Source organism: Mycolicibacterium baixiangningiae (assembly GCF_016313185.1).
In the GTDB taxonomy this organism is placed as follows: domain Bacteria; phylum Actinomycetota; class Actinomycetes; order Mycobacteriales; family Mycobacteriaceae; genus Mycobacterium; species Mycobacterium baixiangningiae.
In genome coordinates, this window is the sequence record NZ_CP066218.1 from 3,772,011 (window position 1) to 3,796,067 (window position 24,057).

General features: G+C 68.0%; 23 protein-coding genes and 3 pseudogenes. 10 read left to right on the forward strand and 16 right to left on the reverse strand.

Translation table 11 applies throughout. From position 1 onward, the window contains the following. Positions 1–28: 28 nt before the first annotated feature. On the forward strand, positions 29–283 hold the full coding sequence (locus I7X18_RS17770) for a DUF2631 domain-containing protein (protein WP_193043372.1): 255 nt from the start codon (positions 29–31) through the stop codon (positions 281–283). Between the two features lie 5 nt (positions 284–288). Here I7X18_RS17770 and I7X18_RS17775 read toward each other — a convergent pair whose 3' ends face one another. Both I7X18_RS17775 and I7X18_RS17780 read right to left on the reverse strand, forming a co-directional pair. Further along, on the reverse strand, positions 289–861 hold the full coding sequence (locus tag I7X18_RS17775) for a hypothetical protein (RefSeq protein WP_193043373.1): 573 nt from the start codon (positions 859–861) through the stop codon (positions 289–291). A gap of 123 nt (positions 862–984) precedes the next feature. Then, complete coding sequence (locus tag I7X18_RS17780) at positions 985–2,418, reverse strand: WS/DGAT/MGAT family O-acyltransferase (protein ID WP_193043374.1); 1,434 nt, start codon at positions 2,416–2,418, stop codon at positions 985–987. Positions 2,419–2,582: 164 nt separating this feature from the next. Here I7X18_RS17780 and I7X18_RS17785 point away from each other — a divergent pair, with 164 nt between their 5' ends. Next, positions 2,583–3,290, forward strand: a complete 708-nt coding sequence (locus I7X18_RS17785) for a DUF427 domain-containing protein (protein ID WP_193043375.1) — start codon at positions 2,583–2,585, stop codon at positions 3,288–3,290. A gap of 6 nt (positions 3,291–3,296) precedes the next feature. On the opposite strand, the pseudogene I7X18_RS17790 reads toward I7X18_RS17785, so the two are convergent. Then, a pseudogene (locus I7X18_RS17790) lies at positions 3,297–4,216 on the reverse strand (LLM class F420-dependent oxidoreductase). Between the two features lie 113 nt (positions 4,217–4,329). Between I7X18_RS17790 and I7X18_RS17795 the strand changes: the two are divergent. Continuing rightward, on the forward strand, positions 4,330–5,262 hold the full coding sequence (locus tag I7X18_RS17795; RefSeq protein ID WP_193043376.1) for an LLM class flavin-dependent oxidoreductase: 933 nt from the start codon (positions 4,330–4,332) through the stop codon (positions 5,260–5,262). 2 nt (positions 5,263–5,264) lie between these two features. Here I7X18_RS17795 and I7X18_RS17800 read toward each other — a convergent pair whose 3' ends face one another. Continuing rightward, positions 5,265–6,452: an acyl-CoA dehydrogenase family protein gene (locus I7X18_RS17800; protein WP_193043377.1), complete on the reverse strand. Its 1,188-nt coding sequence runs from the start codon at positions 6,450–6,452 to the stop codon at positions 5,265–5,267. Between the two features lie 83 nt (positions 6,453–6,535). On the opposite strand from I7X18_RS17800, the pseudogene I7X18_RS17805 reads away from it, so the two are divergent. Continuing rightward, positions 6,536–6,619, forward strand: a pseudogene (locus I7X18_RS17805) (SRPBCC family protein); the annotation flags it as partial. 67 nt (positions 6,620–6,686) lie between these two features. Here I7X18_RS17805 and I7X18_RS17810 read toward each other — a convergent pair. The 8 genes from I7X18_RS17810 to I7X18_RS17845 all read right to left on the reverse strand — a co-directional run bounded on the left by I7X18_RS17810 (position 6,687) and on the right by I7X18_RS17845 (position 14,000). Beyond that, positions 6,687–7,628 (reverse strand): alpha/beta hydrolase, encoded by a 942-nt coding sequence (locus I7X18_RS17810; RefSeq protein ID WP_193043378.1) that lies wholly within the window; start codon positions 7,626–7,628, stop codon positions 6,687–6,689. A gap of 10 nt (positions 7,629–7,638) precedes the next feature. Continuing rightward, positions 7,639–8,022 carry a hypothetical protein gene (locus tag I7X18_RS17815; protein WP_193043379.1) on the reverse strand — a complete coding sequence of 128 codons (384 nt, stop codon included), beginning with the start codon at positions 8,020–8,022 and terminating at the stop codon, positions 7,639–7,641. 25 nt (positions 8,023–8,047) lie between these two features. Beyond that, positions 8,048–9,577, reverse strand: coding sequence for a flavin-containing monooxygenase (locus I7X18_RS17820; protein WP_193043380.1), 1,530 nt, complete (start codon positions 9,575–9,577; stop codon positions 8,048–8,050). Beyond that, positions 9,574–10,296 carry an SDR family NAD(P)-dependent oxidoreductase gene (locus tag I7X18_RS17825; protein ID WP_193043381.1) on the reverse strand — a complete coding sequence of 241 codons (723 nt, stop codon included), beginning with the start codon at positions 10,294–10,296 and terminating at the stop codon, positions 9,574–9,576. Before I7X18_RS17825 ends, I7X18_RS17820 begins: the two co-directional genes overlap by 4 nt. Beyond that, a complete protein-coding gene (locus I7X18_RS17830; protein ID WP_193043382.1) occupies positions 10,293–11,084 on the reverse strand; it encodes an HpcH/HpaI aldolase family protein in 792 nt (263 codons plus the stop codon). Before I7X18_RS17830 ends, I7X18_RS17825 begins: the two co-directional genes overlap by 4 nt. Further along, positions 11,081–12,049 (reverse strand): zinc-binding dehydrogenase, encoded by a 969-nt coding sequence (locus tag I7X18_RS17835; protein ID WP_193043383.1) that lies wholly within the window; start codon positions 12,047–12,049, stop codon positions 11,081–11,083. The genes I7X18_RS17830 and I7X18_RS17835 overlap by 4 nt, the downstream gene beginning before the upstream one ends. A gap of 2 nt (positions 12,050–12,051) precedes the next feature. After that, on the reverse strand, positions 12,052–13,233 hold the full coding sequence (locus I7X18_RS17840; protein WP_193043976.1) for a cytochrome P450: 1,182 nt from the start codon (positions 13,231–13,233) through the stop codon (positions 12,052–12,054). Between the two features lie 62 nt (positions 13,234–13,295). Further along, a complete protein-coding gene (locus I7X18_RS17845; RefSeq protein WP_193043384.1) occupies positions 13,296–14,000 on the reverse strand; it encodes an NIPSNAP family protein in 705 nt (234 codons plus the stop codon). Positions 14,001–14,114: 114 nt separating this feature from the next. Between I7X18_RS17845 and I7X18_RS17850 the strand changes: the two genes are divergently transcribed. From I7X18_RS17850 to I7X18_RS17860, 3 genes are read left to right on the forward strand one after another with little or no spacing between them, the layout of a single operon-like run. Further along, positions 14,115–14,945, forward strand: coding sequence for an SMP-30/gluconolactonase/LRE family protein (locus tag I7X18_RS17850; RefSeq protein WP_193043977.1), 831 nt, complete (start codon positions 14,115–14,117; stop codon positions 14,943–14,945). Continuing rightward, entirely contained in the window at positions 14,945–15,757 is an 813-nt protein-coding gene (locus tag I7X18_RS17855; RefSeq protein WP_193043385.1) for a thioesterase family protein, read from the forward strand. Before I7X18_RS17850 ends, I7X18_RS17855 begins: the two co-directional genes overlap by 1 nt. Positions 15,758–15,773: 16 nt before the next feature. Beyond that, positions 15,774–16,148: an NYN domain-containing protein gene (locus tag I7X18_RS17860; protein ID WP_193043386.1), complete on the forward strand. Its 375-nt coding sequence runs from the start codon at positions 15,774–15,776 to the stop codon at positions 16,146–16,148. 113 nt (positions 16,149–16,261) lie between these two features. On the opposite strand, the gene I7X18_RS17865 is transcribed toward I7X18_RS17860, so the two are convergent. After that, a complete protein-coding gene (locus tag I7X18_RS17865; RefSeq protein ID WP_193043387.1) occupies positions 16,262–17,515 on the reverse strand; it encodes a cytochrome P450 in 1,254 nt (417 codons plus the stop codon). Between the two features lie 38 nt (positions 17,516–17,553). On the opposite strand from I7X18_RS17865, the gene I7X18_RS17870 reads away from it, so the two are divergent. Continuing rightward, complete coding sequence (locus I7X18_RS17870) at positions 17,554–18,081, forward strand: TetR/AcrR family transcriptional regulator (RefSeq protein ID WP_193043388.1); 528 nt, start codon at positions 17,554–17,556, stop codon at positions 18,079–18,081. 59 nt (positions 18,082–18,140) lie between these two features. Here I7X18_RS17870 and I7X18_RS17875 read toward each other — a convergent pair whose 3' ends face one another. Together I7X18_RS17875 and I7X18_RS17880 are read right to left on the reverse strand one after the other, a co-directional pair. Continuing rightward, positions 18,141–19,304 (reverse strand): aromatic ring-hydroxylating oxygenase subunit alpha, encoded by a 1,164-nt coding sequence (locus tag I7X18_RS17875; RefSeq protein ID WP_193043389.1) that lies wholly within the window; start codon positions 19,302–19,304, stop codon positions 18,141–18,143. A gap of 223 nt (positions 19,305–19,527) precedes the next feature. Beyond that, positions 19,528–19,847 (reverse strand): annotated as a pseudogene (locus I7X18_RS17880) (CoA transferase); the annotation flags it as partial. 100 nt (positions 19,848–19,947) lie between these two features. Here I7X18_RS17880 and I7X18_RS17885 point away from each other — a divergent pair. Both I7X18_RS17885 and I7X18_RS17890 read left to right on the forward strand, forming a co-directional pair. Next, positions 19,948–21,075 (forward strand): phosphotransferase, encoded by a 1,128-nt coding sequence (locus I7X18_RS17885; RefSeq protein ID WP_193043978.1) that lies wholly within the window; start codon positions 19,948–19,950, stop codon positions 21,073–21,075. Positions 21,076–21,161: 86 nt separating this feature from the next. Continuing rightward, positions 21,162–21,722, forward strand: coding sequence for a TetR/AcrR family transcriptional regulator (locus I7X18_RS17890; protein WP_193043390.1), 561 nt, complete (start codon positions 21,162–21,164; stop codon positions 21,720–21,722). A gap of 42 nt (positions 21,723–21,764) precedes the next feature. Here I7X18_RS17890 and I7X18_RS17895 read toward each other — a convergent pair whose 3' ends face one another. Next, positions 21,765–23,969 (reverse strand): molybdopterin-containing oxidoreductase family protein, encoded by a 2,205-nt coding sequence (locus I7X18_RS17895; protein ID WP_193043391.1) that lies wholly within the window; start codon positions 23,967–23,969, stop codon positions 21,765–21,767. Positions 23,970–24,057: the final 88 nt, after the last annotated feature.

Sequence of the window (24,057 nt, forward strand, 5' to 3'; positions counted from 1 at the left end):
GTTCGGTTTCGACTGTGAGGAGCACCCTGTGGCCAACACCGAGGTGGAACGACACACCGGCGTCGACGTCGAGGACGTGCCGTCCGCGCAGTGGGGCTGGAGCAAGGAGAACCCCCGGGTCATCCACATCTCACTGCTGCTGGGCGCCGCCTTCATCCTGCTGATGATGCGGGGTAACCACGTGGGTCACGTCGAGGACGCGTTCCTCATCGGATTCGCCGCACTCCTGGTCGGCTGGGTCGCCCGCGACTGGTGGATGCGCCGGCGCGGCTGGACCCGCTGATATAGCTAGCCGCCTGACGCGATCAGGTCGGAGTCAACGGGGCGGTAGCCCCCGCACACCAACAGCTCGGTGTCGTCCGCGGCGGCGTGCGGGCAGTCGGCCGCCGACAGCGCGTGACGTTTGAAGATCCGGGCGGCCGCGCTGAGCCGGTACCGCACCGGTTCGGCCCGACCGCCCAACTGATCGGGCCACCGCCCACCCCACAGCACCACCTCCGTGCGACCGGACATCAGCGCGGTGCGCACCTCGTCGCGCAGGCACCCGGCGGAAGCCACCAGATCGGCCGAGACCGCCAGGCCCACGGGGATCGCCTCGCCGGTTCCCTCGCCGCCGGGTCGGAGCACCCGGCCCTGCACGCCCAGGATCTGCAGCGGGCGTAGGTCACCGGCGTCGAGCAGCCAGGCGTTGACCCGCCATCCGGCCATCGCCCGGTCGAACATCCAGCCACCCGCGCACCGCACCACATCGGCGACGTCCGCGCCCAGCACGTCGAGCCGGTACTCCAGCCGGGTCGCCGCCGCACCGGCGATGCGCGCGGGGCGGTTCACGTCGTCGATGGGAAGGGACCGGGTCGCCACAGGCAGCTCCATTCACCGTCGGATGGTCGACCCAGCGTGACACTATCGAACTGACCTGTAAAGTCTCGATTCAGGACGTCGGGTCCGCGCTCACGTTTGCGGGACCGACGATCAGGCCAACCGCTACCGGGCGGCACCGGCAAGCGGCAGCGCGGCGGGCACCTCGGTGAGTGGACCGGCGATACCTGCCGCAGCGCGGATTTCGGCGAACGACCGCACCATCGCATCGGTCGCCTCGTGCGGATCGTCGAGGGTCTGGTCGTCGGTGAGCACCGAGACGCTCAACTGGTCGACGTAGCTCCACACGGTGATGTTCATCCCGCTGCCGACGACCAACGGCCCGACGGAGTAGATCTCGTCGACGGACGCGCCGGCGACCAGTCCCAGCTCGCGCGGGCCCGGCACGTTCGAGATGGTCAGGTTCATGATCATGCTCGACTCGCGACTCCGCGATTGCCACCGGAAGACCGGCGGGACCAGTTTGGGCGGTAGATAGTTCAGCCACGAGGCGATGAGCGTCGGGCCGAGGAGGTGGTGATTCTCCTTGGCGATCTGCGTGGCCACGGCCGTCAGCCGCACCCGCTCGAGCGGATCGGCGACGTGCACGGCCAACGACGGTGTCATGTACGAGAATTCGTTGCCCGACAACCGCTCTGGCGAAGTGTTGAAGGCGATCGGCACTCCCGCGATGAGCGGTGCGTCGGCGCGGCCGTCGTACCGCAGCAGCAGTTCGCGCAGCGCGCCGGCCGCGGTGGCCAGCACGATGTCGTTGAGGGTGACGCCGAGGGTGCGGGCGACGAGTTTGGCGTCGGCAAGCGCCAGGGGCGCAGTGGCGAAGCGGCGCACCGGGCTGACGACATGGTTGAGGAACGAGCGCGGCGGCGCGAAGTTGCGGGCCAGGTCGGGATGGGCGCCGCGCTCCCTGCCCCTGCGGTACACCTGGGACACCCCGGCCGCGGTGTCGCGCAGCAGAGCGGGCAGTCGACGGATCTGCCGGAAGTGGTCGCCGCCCGCCGCGCGCAGCAGTTGGACGGGAGTCTGCCCTGGGTGCACGGACGGGTCGTTCCCGTCCGCGACCGGTCCCTGCGGCGAGATGGCCCGCGACATCTGGTTCGCCGACGCCACGCCGTCGGCCAGGACGTGGTGCACCTTGTGCACGATCGCGATGCGGTCGCCCACCAGTCCTTCGACGATGTACATCTCCCACAATGGTTTCGACCGGTCGAGTGGGGTGCTCGCGATCCGCCCGATCAGTTCGTCGAGTTCACGCCGCCCGCCCGGAGCGGGTACCTCGAGGTGGCGCAGGTGGTAGTCGAAGTCGATGGTCGCGTTCTGCGCCCACATCGGATGGTGCATGCCCCCGGGGATCTCGACGAGTTGGCGCCGCAGCGGAGGCAGCGCCAACAGCCGCGGTGCGGCCACGCTGCGGACGAGCTCACGGCTGTAACCGCCCGCGATATCGGAGATGTCGAGCACGCCGACCTTCAACGTGTGCATGTGGATCTCCGGTGTCTCGCTGTAGAGCATCAACGCATCGACACCGTTGAGTCGCTTCACACTTCACCCCGTCCGTCGTCGTCACCCACCCTGCGCCCCCGGCTCGTGTGTTCCACACACTGTGACACGTCCCCCGGCGGGCCGCCTCGGACGGCACCGGCCCGGCACCCGAGTGCGTGACAGTCAGGCGGTATTTTGTCACCCATCGACCACCAGGAGCGCACATGACACTGACCGCCGGACGTGGTCCGCTCAGCGCCGACCCCGCCGGCTGGTTCACGCCTGCGCTCGCGGACGGCGCGGTGTTCGCCGAACCGCACCCCCGCCGCGTCGTGGCGGTGCAGGCCGGGCGCACCGTCATCGACACCGAGGACGTGGTCATGGTGCACCGACGCGGCCACCCGCTGCGCTACGCCTTCCGGCCTGACGCCGTCGGCGATCTGCGCGGCACCCCGGTGGCCGAGGCGCCCGGATACGTGCACGTGCCGTGGGATGCGGTGGACACGTGGTTCGAGGAGGGCCGCGAGCTGGTGCACTATCCCCCGAATCCGTATCACCGGGTGGACTGCCGGCCGACCGACCGCGGGCTGCGCGTCACCGTCGCGGGCACCGTGCTGGTCGATACGACGCGCACGGTCGTGGTGTTCGAGACGGCACTGGCCCCGGTGCTCTACGTCGACCCGGCGCATGTCCGCGTCGACCTGCTCCGCCCGAGCGCGACCACCAGCTACTGCAACTACAAGGGGTGGGCGACGTACTGGTCGGCGGTCACCGACGATGCCGTCACCGACGACGTCGCCTGGTCGTATCCGGATCCCCTGCCCGAATCCCGGGCCATCGCAGGCTTTCTCAGCTTCGACCCGGCCCGCGCCGAGGTACTCGCCGAACTGCCCGCGGCGGCGGTGGGCGCGGATTGCGGGTGTGAGACGTGACGTCGCTCAGCAGTTCTTGGCGACCAGCGTGCCGAACCGCTCGATGGTCTCCCGCGCGTGGGCGAGAGTGTCACCGGGAATCGTGACCTGGATCCACGTGACGCCGAGCCGCTCGAGTGCGGCGACTCCCTCGAGGTAGCGGTCGGCGTCGAAGTCGTCACTGCCGGGATCACCGCCGCCGAGGTTGGTGAACGTGACATCGACCGTGGCGGGATCGCGGGCCTGCGCATCGCACCGGCGGCGAAGATCCTCGATCGCCTCGCCGAGCCGGTGCACCGAGTCGAGTGGGGCGGTGCGGGCGGTCTGCGCCAGCATGGCGGGCGCCGGGAAGGACACCACCCGTCTCCGAAGGTCACGACGCGGGCGCGGGCGGCGGCGGTGTTCCCTCCGATCCAGATCGGTGGGTGGGGGTTGCTGAGGGGACGCGGATGGGCGGTGATGCCGCCGGCGGTGAAATGCCGGCCCTCGAACGACACCTCGTCAGAGGTCCACACCGCGCGGATCACCGACAGCGCCTCGGTGAAGAGGTCGGCGCGTTCGTCGTAGTCGACACCGAGTGCGGCGAATTCGCGTTTGAGATAGCCCACCCCCACGGCGAGGGTGAACCGTCCACCGGAGAGCAGATCCAGTGTCGCACCGGATTTGGCCACCACGAACGGGTTGCGGTACGGCAGCACCACGATGTTCGGGATCAGCCGCAGGGTGCTGGTGTGCGCCGCCGCGAAGCTCATCGCGACGAAGGGATCGAGCGCGTCGTGGCCTCCGGCGTCGAGCCAGCGCTGCGTGGGCGCCGGATGGTCGGTGAAGCCGAAGCCGGAGAAGCCGGCCGCCTCTGCCGCCACCGCAACCGCCGCCACCCCGTCGCCGGTCACCAGTTCCGGGTTGTACGGATGGGTGTGCATCGGGTGGGTGATGGTGAAATGCATACCGCGTTCCTCGCTTCTGCGTGCGACGCCGCCCTCGTTGTGCCGGGCCCGTCGATGAGAATACGATTCTCCGCGACGGCGAAGCCCACTTTCGCCGAGGTGGGAGCGGCCACATGGTGGATCTCGACGTCGGCGTCTACGTACCGCAGATCGGGTTCACCTATCCGGACATGCTGCACCGGGCCACCCGCTGTGAAGCGCTCGGCATCGGATCCCTGTGGCTCTACGACCACCTCTACGGACCCGGCGCGCCGGACTACCCGTCGATGGAGGCCTGGACCCTGGCGACGGCGCTGCTGTGCGGCACCGAGCGGCTGCGGGTGGGACACATGGTGTTGTGCAACCAGTTCCGGCATCCGGCGGTGCTGGCCAAGATGGCGACCACCCTCGACCACATCGCCGGCGGGAGGCTGCAGTTCGGGATCGGCAGCGGGTCCATCGAGGACGAGCACCGGCGCGCGGGCCTGGACTGGGGTTCGTTCGCCGAACGGTCCGAGCGCCTGGCCGAGACACTGGAGATCCTCACGCAGGCGTTCACCACCGGGCGGGTCGACATGGCGGGCAGGCACTACCGCGTGCACGACGTGCCGATCACCCCGCGACCGCAGGACGGCACCCGGCCGCCGATCGTCGTGGGCGGGGTCGGGGAGCGGTACACGTTGCCGTTGGTCGCGCGGTACGCCGACGTATGGAACGTGCCGACCTATGCGCTGGCCGATCTGCGGCACAAGGTCGAGGTGTTGCGCGGCATCTGCGCCGACGTGGGCCGCGATCCCGACACGATCGTGATGTCGGTCGAGGCGGTGATGGCACTCGCCCCGGACGACGCGTCGCTGCCCGACGTGCGCCGATTGGCCGAGAAGCGTTTCGGCGGGCCAGGATTCGGGCTCGCCGACGGAGGTCTGGTCGGCACCGCACCTGCGATCGTCGACCGGCTGCACGAGCTCGCGAACATCGGATTCCGGCAGGTGGTGCTGTTCACCCACGACCGGGCCTCCGATCAGACCCTCGACCTGCTCGCCGGGCAGGTCCTCGCACGCCTGTGAGGTCAGCGCGGCGGCGAGTAGTCGGGCCGGCCGAGACCCAGTGCGTGTTGCGCGATCATGTTGCGGAACACCTCGAGCGTTCCGCCGTAGATGCCGGTCGGCCCGGCGAGACGGAACACGTACTCCGCTCCCCCGTCGTCGGCCGCGCCGACCGTGCCGATGGGTAGTGCCGCGGCCGCGCCGAGGATGTCCATCAGGTCCGGCGAGACTTCACGCATCGTCTGGGCGATCGCCACGCGCCCGAACATCCCCGGTGTGCTCATCGCCGCCTCCATCCGCGCGATGCCGTGGCCCAGCCGGTATGCCACCGAACCGTCGTCGATGCGCCTGCGGCCGGCGGCATCCGGCGTGGCGACGATCGCCGCGATGCGGTCCACCGCGTCGGCCATCACCGTGATGTGTTCGGTCATGACCGCGATCTTCTGCAGACCGTCGTCGGCGCGTTCACCGGTGCCGTGTTCGGCGTCGAGAGCCCCGCGAAGCACCGACCATCCGGCGTTGACGTCACCGACGCGGTAGCGATCGCTGATCCGGACGTCGCTGTAGTACGTGATGTTCGTGCGGTCGCCGTCGATGGTGCGCAGCGGTTGGATCTCGACTCCCGGCGCATCGAGCGGCACCAGGAACATGGTGAGGCTCTTGTGTTTCGGCGCCGCCGGATCGGTGTTGGTGATCAGGAAGACGTAGTGCGCGTTCTGGGCGTTCGAGGTGAACATCTTGGAGCCATTGATAATCCAAGTCGATCCATCCGCTTCCCGCACCGCCCTGGTCTTGCACGTCGCCACGTCGGATCCGCCTTCGGGTTCGGTGTAGCCCAGGCACAGGCGCAGCCGACCGGACATGACACCGGGCAGCACGTCGTCGACGAGGTCCGGCGAGGCGAAGTGTTCGACCGTGTGAGCGACCATCGCCGTGGTCCCCCAGTGGAACCATGGGGTGTGCGCCCGGCCGATCTCGAGGTCCCAGATGCGCCGGCGCACCGCGGAGAATCCGCCGTCGGCCGCGCGGCGGTAGTCGGCGGCGAGGTAACCCGCATCGCCGAGCGCCACGTGCACACGCTCATCGAAGTTCTCGCCGGTCTCCCGGTCGCGCGCGATCACCTCCTCGGTCACCACCGTGCGCAGGAATTCCCGGAGTTCGTGCTGGAAGACCCGATCCTCCTCGGACAGGTCGACGACGGAGAAGTCCATCCGATGAGCGTGACATTGCTGCCACGGTCTGTAAAGGTGGGGATGTCGCGCCGGAGTCGGGCGCCACGCAGGAAGGCAGGCCGTTGGGCATCGTCACGACCAGTTCGGACACCGCGTTCGCCTATGCGCCCGAGGCGATCTACGACTTCGTCACCAATCCCGCGAACATCGATCGCTACCATGCCGCGGTCGCCCGCGAACTCGACGCGCAGCGCGTCACCGCCTGACCACCACTCAGTCGTGCAGTGCCCGCCGCAAGGCCGCCGACTGCAGCGCGAACAGCTGCCTGCTGACCTCCCAATCCGGCAGCAGAGAGTCGAACCCGTGGCAGGTGCCGGGGAACACGTGCAGTTCCGTCGCCACCCCGGCGCCGAGCAGTCGCCGCGCGTAGTCGAGCGCTTCGTCACGCAGCGGGTCGAGTTCGGAGCAGCTGATGAATGTGGGCGGCAACCCGGTCACGTCGGCGCGGCGCGCCGGTGCGGTGGAACGGGCCGGTTCGGTGGGGTGAGCGCCAGGGAGGTAGTACCGCCACATCTGCTCGACGGCAGGGCCGTCGAAGCCCGGGGTGTTGGTGAACTCCCGCTGCGAGGGAGTGGACCGGTCGTCGAGGACCGGTTGATGGAGTAGCTGAAACACCACGGGTGGCGCCGACCTCGCCGCGGCCGCCTGCGCCAGCAGAGCGGCCAACGCTCCGCCCGCGCTGTTGCCCGCGACCGCGATACGCGACGAATTTAATTGCAGCTCAACCGATTTCGCGACCGCCCAGCGCAGCGCGGTCAGCGCATCGTCGACGGCCGCCGGATGTGGGTGTTCGGGCGCCAACCGGTAGCCGACCGAGATCACGGTGCACTCCGCACGCCTGGCGAACTCCACGCACTGCAGGTGATCGGTGTCCAGGTTGCCCAGGACGAAGGCGCCCGAGTGGCAGTACACCACCGCGGGTGCCGGCGAGGGGCGACCGCGGTACACGCGGACGGCAACCGATCTCCCCTCGAATTCTGCTGTCTCGTCCGAGATCTCGACACCCCCCGGGTCGAGCGCCGCGGCGCTCTCACGGCGCCGGCTGTCGAGGGATCTGCGCACGACGTCGAGGTTCTCCGGTGACAGGTCGGTGCGGGCAGCGGCGAACTGCCGCAATGCGGGGTGTAGCCGCGACCCCGTGCCGGACTCCGTCACACCACGGTCCTCAACGTCCCTTCTTCGGTCCGGCGCCGGTCAGCGCGTACGCCGCGGCCGCACCGAACATCGACGCGGTGACCGCGGTGGTGATCCGGGCCTGCCGGTCCAGGGCCGGTGCGCGCAGACCGGTGAGCACCTCCACCGCGGTGAGACCCACCGTGGCTCCCAGCGCCGGCCGAGCGCCCCCACCGCTGAGCAGGATGGCCCCCAGGGCGGCTTCGCGCATGGCGTACATCTGGGTCAGATGGTGACGCTCGGCCACCGCGCCCGATGCGGACGTATTGGTCAGGCGTTTCGGCGTCACCGTGCCGACGACTCCGACGAGCAACATGAGCGCACCCATGACGCCTTGGATGCGGCGCGAGGTGCGGGGACTGGCGATCATGGTCATCGTGGTGAACTCCTCGGGTAGGCGGTCATCGGTCTGCCATCGTGTGCGTGTGCACCTCGATGGTGGGGAGGTGCGCCGGCGCATCGAAGGTGTAGTCGGCGGCACGGAAGTGCCGTGTCATCGACCAGAAGGCGCGGGCGCTGCGCGGCCACTGGGTGACCACGCGGCCGTTGGGGGCCCGAAAGTAGTTGCTGCACCGGGTGGTCCACACGGTGCCCGCCATCCAGGCGTCGATCTTGGCGATGAATTCCACCATCGTCTGCGGCCGCACGGCGATGTAGGACTTGCGCCTGCGGCGCATGTACTCGAGGGCCCGCACGAGGTAGTGGGCCTGCGCCTCGAGGATGAAGATCACGCTGTTGGACCCGACATTGGTGTTGGGCCCGTAGAGCATGAAGAAGTTCGGGAACCCGGGCACCGCCATCCCCAGATAGGCGTACGCGCCGTCACGCCACTTGTCGCGCAGGGCCCCGTCTTCGCCGACCACGTCGATCTGGCCGAGATAGTCGGCCGCCGCGTAGCCGGTCGCGCACAGCACCACGTCGACATCCAGTTCCGTACCGTCGTCGGTGACCAGCGACCGGGCCCGTAGCGACCGGGCGGCGCTCGACACGACCTCGACGTGCGGCTGGTTCAGCGCCTGCAGGTAATCGGTCGCGAACACCAACCGCTTGCATCCGAGCGGATGCGTGGGTGTCAGCTTGTGCCGCAGTGCGTCGTCGCGCACCGTCGCCTCCAGGGCCCGGGTGGCGATGCTCGTGAATTCCTGGGTCTTGTCGCTGCCGTTCTCGATCACCGAGATGTTGCGCTCGCTGCGCAGCCAGAGCCTCGTGCGGTAGACCCGCTTGGCCAGCGGGATGTGGGCGAACATCCACTTCTCGCGATCGGTGTACGGGCGATCCGGCTTGGGCAGGATCCAGGTCGGTGACCGCTGTACGGAGTACACCTTCGCGGCGACCTTCGCCACCTCCGGAAGCAGCTGCGCCGCTGTCGAACCCGTGCCCAGAACCGCCACCCGAGCACCGCCCAGATCCGCAGAGGGGTCCCACCGGGCGGTGTGCATCACGACCCCGGTGAACGCTCCCTCCTCCACCAGATCCGGCATGACCGGGCGGGTGAACATGCCCACCGCGGAGACGACCACGTCGAACCGGTAGGTGTCCCCGCCGGCGGTGCGCAGTTCCCAGTCGCGCGAGGCGCCGTCCCAGCGGGCGGAGACGATCTCGGTGCGCAGCGTCAGGTGAGCGCCCAGGTCGTGACGGCGCGCGCACGTCTCGAAGTACTCGAGGATCTCCGGTTGCGCCGACCACAACCGCGACCAGCCGGCGTTGAGGTCGAAGGAGTACGAGTAGAGGTGCGATTTCACGTCGCAGGCCAGGCCCGGGTAGGTGTTGATCCGCCAGGTGCCGCCGACGCCGTCCTCGCGGTCGAAGATGGTGAAGTCGTCGAAGCCGGCCTTCTTCAGGAAGATTCCCAGCGCGAGCCCACCCGGGCCGGCGCCGATGACCCCGACCGACAGGGTTTTTCGCACCGACGATCTCGTCACGCTACTCATCCGATCTGCAGGGTCTGGCCGCCGTCGACGACGAGTTCGGAACCGGTGATGAACGCCGCCTGCTCCGACACCAGGAACGCGACGGCGTCGGCGATCTCGACCGGTTTGCCGATGCGGCCCAGGGTCGCCCTGGCTGCCAGTCGGCCCTGTGTCTGCGGATCGAGCATCGGGGTCTCGACCGGACCGGGGAACACGGCGTTGACCCGGATTCCGGACGGGGCGAGTTCAGCCGCGGCCACCTGCGTCAGACCGCGCAGCGCCCACTTCGAGGACCCGTAGGCCGCGTGGTGCGGGAACGGCCGGATCGCACCCGTGCTGCAGGTGTTCACGATCGCCGCGCCGTCGGCCGCCCTCAGGTGCGCGACCACCGCCTGAATGCCGAGGAACGGCCCGAGACAGTTCACCCGCCAGCTGCTTTCGAAGCCGGCCGGGGTCTCGTCGACGAGCGCGGCTCGGTGCAGGATGCCGGCGTTGTTCACCAGCGTGGTGAGCGCCCCGAACCGGTCGACGGTTTCGGCGACCGCGGCCGACCACTGCTGCGCCGATGTGACGTCCAGACCGATCGGTGTCACGCCGTCACCGAAATGCGCCACACTGTCGTGCAATTCGTCGATGAGCACATCGCACGCCGCCACCAGGAAGCCGTCGGCGTGCAGCCGCGCCGTGATCGCCGCACCCTGCCCCCGTGCCGCACCCGTGACCAGCGCCACCCGCTTCACCGGTAACCCCCGGTCGCGTGTGATTCCGGCGGTTCGGCGGCCCTGGCCTCAGCCAGATGCGCGGCCGCGCCGCGCCGCAACGCCTGTGACTCCGAGGCGAGGGTGATCACGCGAAAGCCCATGCGGGCGGCGTCGTTTCCGAGTGCGCCGGTGCCGGCGTGCACCCCTGCGACCAGACCGGCGGCGGTCGCGGCCTGGGCGATGTCGGCCATGACGTCGCGCACCTCCTGCCTGCGCCACGCCGATGTGGGGTCATAGCCCATCGAGATGGCCAGATCGGCGGGCCCGACGTACACGCCGCTCAGACCCGGCACCTCGCAGATGGAGGCCAACGCCGACACTCCCCTGGTGGTCTCGACCATCGCGAACACGCTCACCCGCTCTTCCAGGTCGGACGGCACGTACCCCAGACTCGACCGCAGCGGGCCGAAGCTGCGCACGCCCGCGGGGGGATACCGGGTGGCGGCGACGGCGTCCGCCGCCTCGTCCGCGGACTCGACCATCGCGATGACCACCGCGTCGGCGCCGGCGTCGAGCACCCGGCCGATCGGCGCGGGGTCCGCGGTGGGTAGTCGCACCATGGTGGCGATCGGCATGTGCTCCAACCGGCGCAGCATCGACGCCGCATCGGCGTCGTCGAGATAGCCGTGCTGCAGGTCGATGCCGACGTAGTCGTAGCCGGCGGTCGCGAACTCCTCGGGCCCCAGCACTGTCGGGCCCACCACCCACCCGCCGAAGAGCGCTGCGCCCGAATCCAGGCCGCTCTGGAGCCTGCTGCGGGCGGTCATCCGGTGATCGCGATCTTGACCCGGCCGGGCGTCGGCCGGCAGGCCAGTTCGAACGCCGCCTGGACGTCGTCGACGTCGAACGTGTGGGTCACGTATGCGGGCAGCAGGTCGGGGTGCTCGCGGGCGAAGTCGTCGGCGAGCGCGAGCATCCGCCGCCGCTGCAGGGTCACACCGGATTTCAGGGTGAGGTTGTTGCGCAGCATCAGCCGCATGCTGATCGGATACGTGTCGTCGTCGGCGACACCGAAGTAGAAGACGGTGCCGCCGAACGCCGCCGCTTCGATCGCGTGGTTCAGGGTCGCCACCTGATGCCCGACGGCTTCGATCACCACGTCGGGCCGGTGATCGGCGCCCAGGTGGCTGAGCCAGCGGTCGCTGGTGGCGCGCACCACCGTGTCGACGCCGAACACGGGTCCCACGACGGTGCGGTCGAGCGGATCGATGCCTGTCACATGCTGTGCACCTGCGGCTTTCACGACACGGGAGAACAGCAGACCGATCGACCCCTGGCCGATGACTGCGACATGGCGGCCGGTGAGGTCGGGAAGTTGTTCGGTCGCATAGAGCACGCACGCCAGCGGTTGCAGCGCGACGGCCTGATGCGGTGGCAGCGCCGGATCGTATGCGGCGAGCCCTTCACCGTCGGCGACGACGAACTCCATCAGACCGTCGAAACCCGACGCCCACCCGACCACGAGGTCGCCCCGCTGGTGCGCCGGGTGCCGGCTCGCCAGGACCTCACCGGCGATCTCGTGGATCGGGAATCCGGTCATCTCGGCCGCGCTGACGCCGGTGTCTCCGGGCAGTCGTCCCTTGGCGCCACGGAAACCCGGCAGATCGCTTCCGCAGATCCCGCCCGATCCGAAGCGCAGCAGTACCTGTCCGTCACGGAGATCGTCCCCAGACGGCGCGGGCAGGTGCAGCTTCTCGAAGGTGTACGGCGCCACCAGCCGATACGCCCACACGGTCAGACCTCCACGTCGACGGGAACGCGGTTCCAGCCCCACTGGAAGCTCGACGGGGGCCGTGAGGCGTGGTCGGCGTCGACCGCGAAATCCGGTACCCTTCTGAGCCATTCGGTCACCATGATGCTGATCTCCAGGCGTGCGAGATGGACGCCGAGGCAGAAGTGCTGTCCGCGGCCGAAGGCCAGCAGCCGCTCGATTCGCCTGTCCCAGATGAATTCGTCCGGTTCGGGGTACTCCCGCTCGTCGCGGTTGGCCGATGCCAGCAGGGTGATGATGCGCTGGCCGGGTTCGACGGTCGTACCGTGAATGGTGAACGGCGTGCGCACCGTTCGCGCGAACCACTGCGCCGGTGCACAGTACCGGATCATCTCTTCGCGGGCGACAGGCACGGTGGCCGCCGGATCGGCCCGTACCTGCTCCAGCTGCGCGGGCCGCTGCCCGAGTTCCCACAGTCCGTGCGCCACGATCTTGGGCACCGTCTCCGTCCCGCCGATGAACACGCCGAGCAGCTGCACGGCGGCCTCGGCATCGCTGAGCGGGGTCCCGTCGGGCTTGCGGTAGGCGAGCAGCGAGTCGACGATCGCCGTGCCCGCGGCGGACGGATCGGCGCGCCGGCGCGCCACGATCGGGATCAGGTACTCCAGGTAGCCGGGCCGGGCGTTCGCCACCTCGACGCCGCTGCCGGGCTGGGCCAGGCTGCCCGCGTTCACGGTGGCAAGTACGTCGGGGGCGAGTTCGGTTGGCAGCCCGATCAGTTCGCAGACCATCGATGCGGCGACCATTCCGCCGTAGTCCTGGGTGAGGTCGAACCGGCCCTGGGGCAGCAGTTCATCGAGGCGTTCGTTGGCCAACTCGCGGATCCGGTCAGTCAGCCCGCTCACCGACCTCGGGCGGAACGGACCCGAGGTGCAGCGCCGCACGTCGGTGTAGATCGGGGCATCGAAGTTGGCGTGGAACGGCATGGGCGACAGCGGCGGATCGGGCACCGGACCGGTGTTGTGGGTGGCCAGTACGGCGGTCGACGGCAGGGTGCCCTCCGAGGCGACGAAGGTCCCGTCGTTGACCTCGAGGACATGCCAGATGTCTTCGAACCGCGAGAGCGCGTAGGTATCCCACTTCTCGACGTAGTAGAGCGGGCGCTCGTCGCGCAGGGTGCGGTAGAACGGCAGCGGGTCGGCCATCACGGCCGTGTCGAACGGATCGTAGGAGAACGGTTGCACCACTGAGCCCTTCCCGACGCCGGTCACTGCAGCGGGGACGGTGGTAGCGCCTGCAGGATCGAGTCCTCCCAGCCGTCCCGCAGCGCGGGGGCCACGCTCATCCAGGTCACGATCTCCGCCGGCGGGCTGTCCTTCCACGACGGGTAGTGCTCGGCGAAACAGTCCCACTCTCCGTCGAGCGCCCAGTAGTGGATGACCTCGTTGAACCGGAACGTCGTGACGAACGATCCCAGCCACCGCTTGCCGGTGCGCTCCGACCACGGCACGTAGAGCCGCTCCAGTTCGCGGATGTAGTCGTCCTGGCGCCCCGGTTTGGTCTGCATGATCTCCTGGATCACCAGGCCGGCACCGAATTTCGCGTCCTGCAGTTCTGCGAGTGTGCGGTTGCTGCGTCCGGCGTACATGATCCGTCCCTCGCCGGTGGCGCCCGTCTCCGCCAGGAACCGCGACCACGCGACCGCGGCGTCGGCGTGGCTGCCGCCCGGGCGCTGCGCCTTGCCGATGCGGGCGTAGTCGGCGAATGCGTCGATCTCCCAGATGATCGTGACCTGGGGCCAGTGCCCGTTGTACGGGGTGCTCTCCCAGATCGCGAACAACCGGGCCCCGAGGTCGGCCATCATCGGGTGATAGTCGGCGTTGAATCGTTCGGTGAACTGCTCAGCGCGCCCCGAGCCCAACGCGATCGTCTCGTGGAGGTAGAGCAGCGTGTGGCTGTAGTACTTCTTCATGGCGCGCCAACGCCGCAGGTGGTTGACAGTGGCACCTAGGGAGCGTGACACTTGTTACGTGTTTTGTAAAGGTGTGATGTGACGGCACGTGAAATGGCCGATGGAGCGGGGCTCCTGGCGCCCGCGATCCTTGCGGAGGGGTTCTGTTTCGGGGAGGGGCCCCGGTGGTTCGAAGGCCTGCTGTGGTTCTCCGACATGCTGGGCGAGGCCGTGCACACCGTCGACCTCAGCGGGTCGGTGACCACCGTCGCGGTACCCGGCCACGCGCCCTCGGGGCTGGGTTTCCGTCCGGACGGATCGCTGCTCATCACGTCCACCGAACGCAGGCAGGTGCTGCGTTACGACGGTGACAGCATCGCGGTCATCGCCGATCTCGGCGACCTGGTCACCGCGAATCTCGGTGACATGGTGGTCGACGACGCAGGTCGCGCGTTCATCGGATCGCAGGCGCGGGAGAACGGGACGATCATCCGCCTCGACCCCGCTCACGGCGACGACGGCGCCGCAACGGTGGTCGCCGACGGACTCGACTTCCCCAACGGTATGGCGATCACCGAGGACCGGACGACGCTGATCGTCGCCGAATCCACCGGCCGGCGGCTCACGGCTTTCACCCTCGACGCCGACGGCGGCCTGCATGACCGCCGGATCTTCGCCGACGGGCTCGACGGGCCGCCCGACGGTATCGCGATCGACGCCGACGGAGGGGTCTGGACCGCGATGACGCTGGCCCACGAGTTCCAGCGGGTGACCGATGGTGGCGCGGTGACCGATCGCATCGACATCGGTGACCGCACCGCCATCGCCTGCGCGCTGGGCGGACCCGAACGCCGCATCCTGTTCCTCGTCTCGACCACCGATGCCTATCCGGAACGCCTTGTCGGCACGCGACTTTCGCGTATCGACACGACGATCGTCGACATCCCCGGGGCAGGGTTGCCCTGATGTCGGATTCGTACTACGAATTCGTCGGCTGCGATTCTCACGGCGAGAAGTTCGTCGCGACCGATCTGGTGCGCAGCACCTGGTCTGCCGCGATCCAGCACGCCGCGCCGGTGTCGGCGCTCCTGGTGCGCGCACTGCAACGCTGTGAGCCACGCGAGGACACCCGCTTGAGCCGCGTGATGGTCGATCTGCTGGGCCCGGTCCCGGCCGACGGCGAACTGCGGGTCAGCGCACAGCGCGAGCGGGCCGGAAGCCAGATCGAACTGGTCAGCGCGCAGATGTCGGCGCCAGGACCCGACGGCACACCACGGCCGGTGGCCCGGGCGAGTGGATGGCGACTGCAGCAGCGCGACACCGCCGGCGTGGTGCACGCAAGCGCGCCTGCGCTGCGCCCGGTGTCGGAGGCCCGCAGCCGCGACATGGCCAAGGACTGGGACCGCAACTACATCCACAGCCTGGACTGGCGCTGGCTCACCACACCGCTCAACGACGGACCCGGCGAATCGTGGATCACGCCGACCGTCGACCTGGTCAAGGGTGAGACGATGACACCGCTGGAGCGGTTGTTCACGGTGGCCGACGACGCCAACGGCATCGGCGCGAAACTCGACATCCGCAGGTGGACCTTCCTCAATACCGACCTTGTCGTGCACGTGCACCGGATCCCCGACGGTCACTGGATCGGCATCCGGGCCGAAACCAGCTACGGGCCGGACGGAATCGGCGTGACCAGCGGGACGCTGTTCGACGAGGCCGGACCGGTCGGCGCGATACAGCAGTCGGTCCTGGTGCGGCCACGACCCACCCGTTAACGCCTACGCTGGCGGGGTGCGGTGGATCGTCGACGGGATGAACGTCATCGGCTCCCGCCCGGACGGGTGGTGGCGTGACCGGCGGAGCGCCATGGTGAGTCTCGTCGAACATCTCGAGCGCTGGGCGCGCGCCGAAGGCGCCGATGTGACGGTGGTCTTCGAGAAGCCGTTGTCCCCGCCGCTGGCCTCCGAGACGATCACCGTCACCAATGCGCCCGTTTCAGCGGCGAATTCGGCAGACGACGAGATCGTCCGGTTGGTGTGCGCGGCCCGGGATCCGGGCGCCATCCGCGTCGCGACGTCAGACCGCGCACTCGTCGAACGGGTTCGCGCCGCCGGTGCGGCCACCTATCCGGCCGACCGCCTGCGCAACGACATCGACCCCCGCTGAACGGCAGTCAATCGGTCAATCGTAGTGCGGCGGCCGGACACTGGGGCACCGCCTGGCGCATCCGCTCGTGGCCGGTGCACGTGGCGAGGTCCACTTCTACCCGCATCATCCCCTCACCGCACGACGGCAGGAAGCCGTTTGATGCCGTGCACGAACGTGCTGTGCAGCAGGTCCGGTTCGCCGAACTCGACGTGGCTCAGCCGAGTCAGGAGTTCCCGGAACAGGTGACGCAGTTCGGCTTTCGCGAGCTGGTTGCCCAGACAGAAATGCGGTCCGCCGCCGCCGAAACCGAGATGCGGATTCGGGGAGCGGCTCAGGTCGAAGGCATGCGGATCACCGAAGACCGCCTCGTCGCGGTTGGCCGAGCAGTAGAACAGCCCGACCTTGTCACCGGTGCTGACCGGAGCACCGTTGATCTCCGTGTCGGTGGTGGCGAACCGCGCGAACTGCAGTACCGGCGTTGACCACCGGATGAATTCCTCGACCGCGGTGCCGATCCGGCCCTCGAAGTCGGCCGTCAGCCACTCCCGCTGGCCGGGATACTCAGCGAGCGCGAGCATCGCGTGCGTCGTCGTCTGCTTCGTGGTGTCGTTACCCGCGGACGCGAGGAGGATGAGGAAGGCGCCGATCTCCTCGTCGGTCAGTCGTTTCCCGTCGACCTCGGCGTTGACGATGCTGGTCATCAGATCGTCACCGGGGTGGCTGCGCCGGAACTTGGCCAGTTCGACGCCGGTGGCCGACAGCAGCATGATCTCGTTGACCGTGTCGGCGGCGCGCTCCTCGAGCGTGCTGTACTCATCGTCGCTCATCGAGAACAGCTTCTCGGCGGCGTTGGCCACGGCGGGTTGATCGGCCGCAGGCACACCCAGCATCTCCATGATGGTCAGCATCGGCAGCCGCGCCGAACATGCTGCCACAAAATCGATTTCGCCCGCTCCGACCAGCTCGTCGACCACGGCGACGGCGTTGTCGTGGATCTGCTGTTCGATGCGCCGGACATTGCGCGGGGTGAATGCAGAGCTGATCAGCCGCCGGTACACGGTGTGTTCGGGCGGGTCCATCGTGAGGAAGAACGATGCGAACCGCTGCACTTCGGCCGGCATCGGGTCAAGCGCGACCCCCCGGGCGGAGGTGAACAGTTCGGGGTGCTGGCTGACGAACACCATGTCGGCGCGCCGGGTGAGCGCCCAGAAGCCGTCCTCCTCCATCGGGAACAGAGACGACAGCGGCTGGTGCCACGTGAGCCCGTCACCGGCGCGCAACTGCGCGAACACCGTGTCGCGTTGTGCGAACGGTTGCTGCCAGAACGACGCCGAGGTGATGTCGACCGAGCTGTACTCGCGGGCCGTCGCTGATGTGGACGTCACCGGATCAGCGTGACAGTCGCCACAAAATTTGTAAAGCTATGGCGGTGACCCCGGTGTCGAGTGAGGAGAATCCGACCCGTGAGCGGATCCTGGCCGCCACGGCGGAGGTGCTCGGCCGCAACGGGATGACGAAACTGAGCCTGTCACAGGTCGCGGCGCAGGCCAGGGTGTCGCGCCCCACCCTCTACCGCTGGTTTCCGTCGAAGCAGGACCTGCTGGCGGCCTTCGTGGTCTGGGAGCGCTCGCTCTACGAGCGGGCCGTCGCCGAGGTCGCCGGGGACCTGCCTGCCGCCGAGCGCCTGGATGCCGCGCTGCGCATCATCGCCGAATACCAGCAGTCCTACCCGGGCCTGCGCATGGTCGACATCGAGCCCGCGCAGGTCATCGCCCGCCTCTCCCACATTCTGCCGCGCATGCGTGACCGGCTGCAGCGGGGTATGCCCGGCCCTGATGCCGCGGTCGCCGCGTCGACGGCTGTGCGGGTGGCGATTTCGCACTACCTGGTGCGCAGCGACGACGGTGACGAGTTCCTCGCGCAGTTACGCCACGCCGCGGGCCTCACCTGAGGTCGCCGGTGGTCGAGTGCCCGGCCTATCCGTTGACGGTTGTCGTCATATTCGCCCCGTCAGCCGGCCGACGCGAGGTCAGCTGCGGTGCTGATGATTCCGAGCTCACGGCCGAGGTAGCGGTAGAACTCCCACAGTGGCCGCTCCAGAAGCGCCAGCCGACCCGTGCTCGTCACCCCGGAGCGGATGGCCTTCTGCACCGCCGCGCACACGTCGAGATCCTCACGGTGGATATCGCAGATCGACTTCACCAGCTGACTGCGCCGCTCATCGAGGTCTGGTGCGGCGAGCGCCGCCGGAGACATCGCGATGTCCAAGTGGATCTCGACCCTGCCCGCGCCTACCGGCAACGTCTTGAGCCAGTACATGAACCCGGGACCGAGCGAGATCTGCAAGAGCGGATAGGCGATGAAGATCAGCAATTTGTGACTGTGCTCGGGGGTCAGTGTCGGTGCGCCGGGCGCCAGGAACGGGACCTCGGCAGGGTATCCCTCGGCCTGCTGCGACCACATGGTGGTGAAGTACCGTCCGACATCGCCGGTATAGCTGAGCTTGGCCGGGAACTCGTCTTCCAGACTGCCGCGGTGCGGCCCCATGTGGTGGTAACACTCCATGAAGTTGTCCACCATGATCTTCCAATCCCAGTCGCACACCCCCCAGTCAGTGGTCTCGACGATCTGGTAGTTCTCGAAATCGTACGGATCGACGAGCGGTTCCAGTCCCGCGAACTGCTCGGCGACCGGTGTCGCCTGGCCGTCGAAATTGACGAAGACGAATCCTTTCCACACGTCATGACGGAACGCTTTGAGACCCCAGTCTTTTCGGTCGAAGCCCGGGGAGTTCTTCATCTCCGGCGCTCCGGCGAGGTGTCCGTCCAGGCCGAACGACCATAGGTGATACGGGCACTGCAGCACATTAGCTTGCCCTGCGCCGCTGCAGATCTCCATCCAGCGGTGGGTGCAGTTACGCGAAAGTACCCGGATGTCGTTCGTGCGGTCTCGGGTAACCACCAGCGGGGTGCCCAGGATATCGATGCTGTAGTAGCTGCCCGGTCCCTCGAGTTGTTCCACGCGGCACACCGGAATCCATCCGCGTTTGAAGATCTTGTCCACTTCTGCTGCGTAGAGTTCGTCACTGCCGTAGGCCTCTGGCGGCAGCGTTATGGCGTGTCCGGGGGATTCCACTGCGCAGGTGGCGGCCAGTCTGTTGTAGTCGAAGCTCATAGTTCGTGTCCCTTTGACATGAGATCAGCTCGGGCGGTGGGGAATTCGTCCGGTAAAAAGAAGCTCCTGAGGCGCCAGTGCCAGGATCTCCAGATTGAGCTCGGTTGATCAAGAATGGTCACGAGAACTGTGACAAACAGAAGGCTAGACAGCGTGTGTTGCCTGACTGTTTCCGAACAGTGAATGACCTATTGGAGCGTGTAACGAGGAATGCGCGGGCAACACCGGTCGTGCCGTAGCCGGTGATCAGCCCGTAGACCAGGCGGGGAGTCCCGGCGGCGACCGCCTTGAAGTCCAGCCCGAGGCGGCGTCGTGCGGCCGGGCGCACGTTCGTCACCAAAACGTCTGCGGTGCCGAGGAGTCGCGTGCGGTCCCCCACCTCCGGTCGGAGGTGAGGTCCACCACCACACTGCGTTTGGACCGGTTGTCCATCTCGAACGGCGGATTCTCGTCATCGATCCCGAGCATCCCCCCGAGCGCGGCGACCCATACGCCCCATACGCCCAGTTCGACGACCCGGATGCCGTCCAACGGACCGGACATGGCCCTCCTCTTTGAAGTGCGAACGAAACTGGTTTACAGTCTGAAGCTTATTTGTAACCCCCCATGATGGTGGCCGAGGAGGCTCGCAACGGTGACGAAGATGTCCGGCATTTCGCCCATTGTCGGCTTGGCCGCCCACCTGGGCCGCGGCGTGCAACGGGTGGCGACCGACGCCGTCGTCCGCGGGATGCGGCCGTTCCCCCGCACCGCGGCCGACCTCGACGTGCGGACGGTGGCACGTCTGACGAATCTGCCGGTGACCTCGGTGTCGGTGATCGGCGGCGACGCCGGCACATCGTCACGAATCCGGTTGGCGCTCACCGGTGAGAACGTGCCCGAGACGGTGTTCGTCAAACTCCCCGCCCAGACGGCCGCGACGCGGCTGATGGGTGAACTCGGTCGACTCGGTGACACCGAAGTGCGCTTCTACCGGCAGCTGCGCCCCGAGCTGACCGCCGCGCCCGAGGTGTACGGCTCGGCGTTCGACCCCGTCACAGGTCGCTACGTGGTGATACTGGAAGACCTGCCGGCCGACGAATGTCGATTCCCCGACATCCTTCACCCGTTGGGCCGCGATGAGGCGGCCCTCGTCCTCGAAGCCCTGGCGCTCCTGCACGCCACGTTCTGGGGGCGGCTGTCGGCACCCGGACAGAAGGGACCCCTGGACTGGGTGTACTCCCCGTCGGCCGACCACACGTCGATGCTCACCGGCAGGCTGCTGAAGACCTCGGCCCGCCGGATGGCCGAACGCAGCGACATCCCGGTCCAGGTGGGCAGCTTCATCGACGAGAACTACCGTGCGGCAGCACAATTGATCGACAGGCCGCCGCACACGATCATGCACGGCGACGCGCACCCCGGAAACGTCTACTTCCGCAACGGCACCGCCGGACTGCTCGACTGGCAGGTCGTGCGCCGCGGCCATCCCAGTCGCGAGTTGGCCTACACGGTGGTCACCAGCATGACGCCCGAGGACCGGCAGGAGTCCCAGCGTGACCTGCTCGACGTCTACCGCCATGCGCTCGCCGCCGGTGGCGGACCCGACCTCGACCGCGACGTCCTCTGGCACCGTTACCGTCAGGGGGCGCTCTACGCCTATGTCGCCGCCCTCATCACAGCCGGGATGGGCGGCATGCAGAACGACGACATCGCGTGCGAGGGATTGCGCCGGGGCGTCGCGGCCCTGCAGGAGCTCGACACCGTCGCACTGCTGAAGAAATCGCTGTGATTCCCGGCGCCGGCGGTGCGGATTGCCCGACGTGGCGTTACAGGCTCTACCATTTGTGAAACACCCCGTCACTTGAGGCCCTGGATGTGAACGAACCACTGACCGCCCGGCGCGACGCTGCCGGATTCGACGATTCGTCGACCCAACACCGCATCCTGGCGGCCACCGCCGAGGTGCTCGGGCGTAGCGGCCAGACGAAGCTGAGCCTGTCGGAGGTCGCGCTGCAGGCAGGCGTGTCCCGGCCTACCCTCTACCGCTGGTTCGCCTCCAAACAGGAACTCCTCGACGCCTTCGGACGGTACGAGCGGATGACGTTCGATCAGGGCATCAGCAAAGCGACCCAGGGGTTGCGGGGAACCGAAAAGCTCGACGCCGCTTTGCGTTTCATCGTGTCCTACCAGCAGTCCTACTCAGGTGTCCGACTGGTCGACATCGAACCCGAAGTGGTCATCGCGCAGCTGTCCCGGATCATCCCGCTCATGCGGGCCCGACTGGAGAAACTCCTGTCCGGCCCCAACGCCGGAGTCAAGGCGGCCACCGCCATCCGCGTCGCGGTGTGCCACTACATCGTGCGCAGCGACGACGGCGACGAATTCCTCGCCCAGTTGCGTCACGCGGTCGGTATCAAGAACCAGGACCAGGTGTGAAGGCTTCCGGTTGTGAAACCGCGTGGCCAGCGACAGCGACTGTCAGCTCCGCGCGGTCACCCGGACCGGGATGTTGCCTTGCCGCGGCATCCCGGTGATCGGGTCGTAGTCCACGTCGGTCGGGACGAGGCGGCCGACGTTGCTGCCCCGCTCACGGACCTCGTCGTCTTCGGCCGGCAGGCCACCGAACGCGTGGTGCATGGCGACCACGTCACGGCGCAGGCTGTCGTCGCCCTCGACCACGCTCGGGATGCTGTCGTGCGGTGAGGTGACCGTGACCAGCGATCCGTCCGGCAGGCCGAGCGCTGCCATCGCGTCGGGATGCATGTACACCGGGTTGTAGGGCCTGCCGCGGTTCAGCGTCGCCAGATTGGTGCCCGACGAGTTCATGAAGTTGTTGTGCCGCCGCGGGATCAGCCGGAACGGGAAGCCGGATTCGGTTCTCGCCGAGGCGAAGTCCTCGGCCACGAATTGAGCCAGCTCGGTCAGCAGATACCCGTTGCCGACGTCGAGCCTGGCCGTGCAGTCGGGATCCCGCGGGGCGACCACCGCGTCGACGTCGAAGATCTTTCCGTGCGGATGGCTTGCCACCTCGTCGAACGGGATGCGCGACGTCGAACACATCTGCGCGAACAGTTCCTCGGTGGTGAGGTCGGTGTCGCCGTTCATGTTGAGCACAACCGGCGCGGACTCCATGAACCTGCCGCCGCCCCCGCCGAAGAAATTCACGAACCACAGGTCCAAGCCCATTCGCCCAGCTAGCCCGAGGAAGAACTGCCACTCCTCGGTCAGATCGGAACCGGGGGGCGGCTCGAGGAGGCGGGGCGCGTACTGCGCATAGGCGGCGGGGATCCCGGTGCCGCTCGCGTAGTACTTGATCAGCTCACTGCCCATCGTCATCGCCGGCGTCTCCATCTGCATCATCGGCGCGATCACGTAGTCGGCCAGCCGCGACGTCAGCGACATCTCGGTGTCCAGGGTGACAAGCAGGTCGAGGCTCTGCAGTGCGCGTAGCGTCTTTCGCTGGTCGGGCCAGGCCGCCATCGGGTTGCCGCCGATGCAGATCAATGCCTTCACCTGCCCCTCGCCCGGTAACAGGATCTCGTCGGCCAGCGCCGCCGTCGGCATCCCGCTGACCGTGTCCGTCAGACCCCGCACCCGCAGCCGCTCGCCGTACCCCCAACCCTCGTACGGCGGATGAGGCTGCGCCTTGGCCGTGAACGCCGGCATCAGAGTGTTGGGCCGCACCACCCGCTCCCCGGCACGTTGCCACCGGCCGCAGATGGTGGTCAGACACAGGCACAGGTATTCGAGCAGGTTGCCGTGCATTGCGAAGTTGGCCCCGGTGCCCGCGTTCACCATGCCCGGGCGGGTCCCGTGCGTCGCGAACAGTCGCGCCGCGTCGACCAACTGCTGCACCGGGATGTCGGCCCGTTGCGCCACGTACTCCGGGGTGAAACCGGAAACCGCCTCGGCCAGGGCGTCGAAACCCTCGACATTCTCGTCGAGAAATGCCCAGTCACACAGCTTTTCGCGGATGATCAGGTTGATCATGCCCGCGACGATCGTGACGTCCTCGCCGGGCCGCGGCTGGATGTGGATCGCCGCGCGTGCCGCCGTCTGCGAGCGGCGCGGGTCGATCACGATGAGTTGCATGCCCCGGCTGATCGCCGCGCGCAGGCCCTGCCCGGGATTCTGGCCCGGGATACCGATCGCCTTGGACACCAGCGGGTTGGTGCCGATCAGCATCCAGCTGTCGGCCTCGTGGAAGTCGATGTCACCGCCGAGCCAATGCCCGTGTGCGGCCAGCGCGATCTGCTTGCCCGGCTGGTCGATCGTGTTGGCGGTGAAGAACATCGGCGATTCGATCGCCCTGATGAACGCGTTCGCCATCAACGCCGACGCGGGATAGGGCAGCCCGTTCGTGCCGAGGTACAGGGCCACCGATCGTGGCCCGTGGGTGTCGATCAGACTCTGCAGCTTCGTCGCGATCTCGTCCATCGCGCGGCCGGCCTCGATCGCCGTGTACGAGCCGTCGGCTCCACGTTTCTGACTGTGCAACAGGCGGCGGGGGTTGTTGTGGATGTCGGGGAGCGCTCGGCCCTTGGCGCAGGTGTATCCCTTGAACATCGGGTTGTCGGGGTCACCGGTGACCTTCGTGAGCGTGCCGTCGGTGACCGTCGCCAGCACACCGCAGTGCGCTGAGCAGATCCGGCAGATGCCGGGACGCGTCGTCGTCTGTGACATTGCCGCGATGCTAAGCGGTCGCCCAGCATTGCGGACCGAATCGCCGACGACGTCAGAAATCGGTGTCGACCGCCTCCGCCGCGGCGCA

Excerpts from the sequence above, each read along its gene's own strand:
- I7X18_RS17785 (WP_193043375.1), top strand. The coding sequence starts at position 2,583 with ATGACACTGACCGCCGGACGTGGTCCGCTCAGCGCCGACCCCGCCGGC.
- I7X18_RS17795 (WP_193043376.1), top strand. The coding sequence starts at position 4,330 with ATGGTGGATCTCGACGTCGGCGTCTACGTACCGCAGATCGGGTTCACC.
- I7X18_RS17800 (WP_193043377.1), bottom strand. The coding sequence starts at position 6,452 with ATGGACTTCTCCGTCGTCGACCTGTCCGAGGAGGATCGGGTCTTCCAG.
- I7X18_RS17815 (WP_193043379.1), bottom strand. The coding sequence starts at position 8,022 with ATGACCATGATCGCCAGTCCCCGCACCTCGCGCCGCATCCAAGGCGTC.
- I7X18_RS17820 (WP_193043380.1), bottom strand. The coding sequence starts at position 9,577 with ATGAGTAGCGTGACGAGATCGTCGGTGCGAAAAACCCTGTCGGTCGGG.
- I7X18_RS17830 (WP_193043382.1), bottom strand. The coding sequence starts at position 11,084 with ATGACCGCCCGCAGCAGGCTCCAGAGCGGCCTGGATTCGGGCGCAGCG.
- I7X18_RS17840 (WP_193043976.1), bottom strand. The coding sequence starts at position 13,233 with ATGGCCGACCCGCTGCCGTTCTACCGCACCCTGCGCGACGAGCGCCCG.
- I7X18_RS17845 (WP_193043384.1), bottom strand. The coding sequence starts at position 14,000 with ATGAAGAAGTACTACAGCCACACGCTGCTCTACCTCCACGAGACGATC.
- I7X18_RS17855 (WP_193043385.1), top strand. The coding sequence starts at position 14,945 with ATGTCGGATTCGTACTACGAATTCGTCGGCTGCGATTCTCACGGCGAG.
- I7X18_RS17870 (WP_193043388.1), top strand. The coding sequence starts at position 17,554 with ATGGCGGTGACCCCGGTGTCGAGTGAGGAGAATCCGACCCGTGAGCGG.
- I7X18_RS17875 (WP_193043389.1), bottom strand. The coding sequence starts at position 19,304 with ATGAGCTTCGACTACAACAGACTGGCCGCCACCTGCGCAGTGGAATCC.
- I7X18_RS17885 (WP_193043978.1), top strand. The coding sequence starts at position 19,948 with ATGTCCGGCATTTCGCCCATTGTCGGCTTGGCCGCCCACCTGGGCCGC.
- I7X18_RS17895 (WP_193043391.1), bottom strand. The coding sequence starts at position 23,969 with ATGTCACAGACGACGACGCGTCCCGGCATCTGCCGGATCTGCTCAGCG.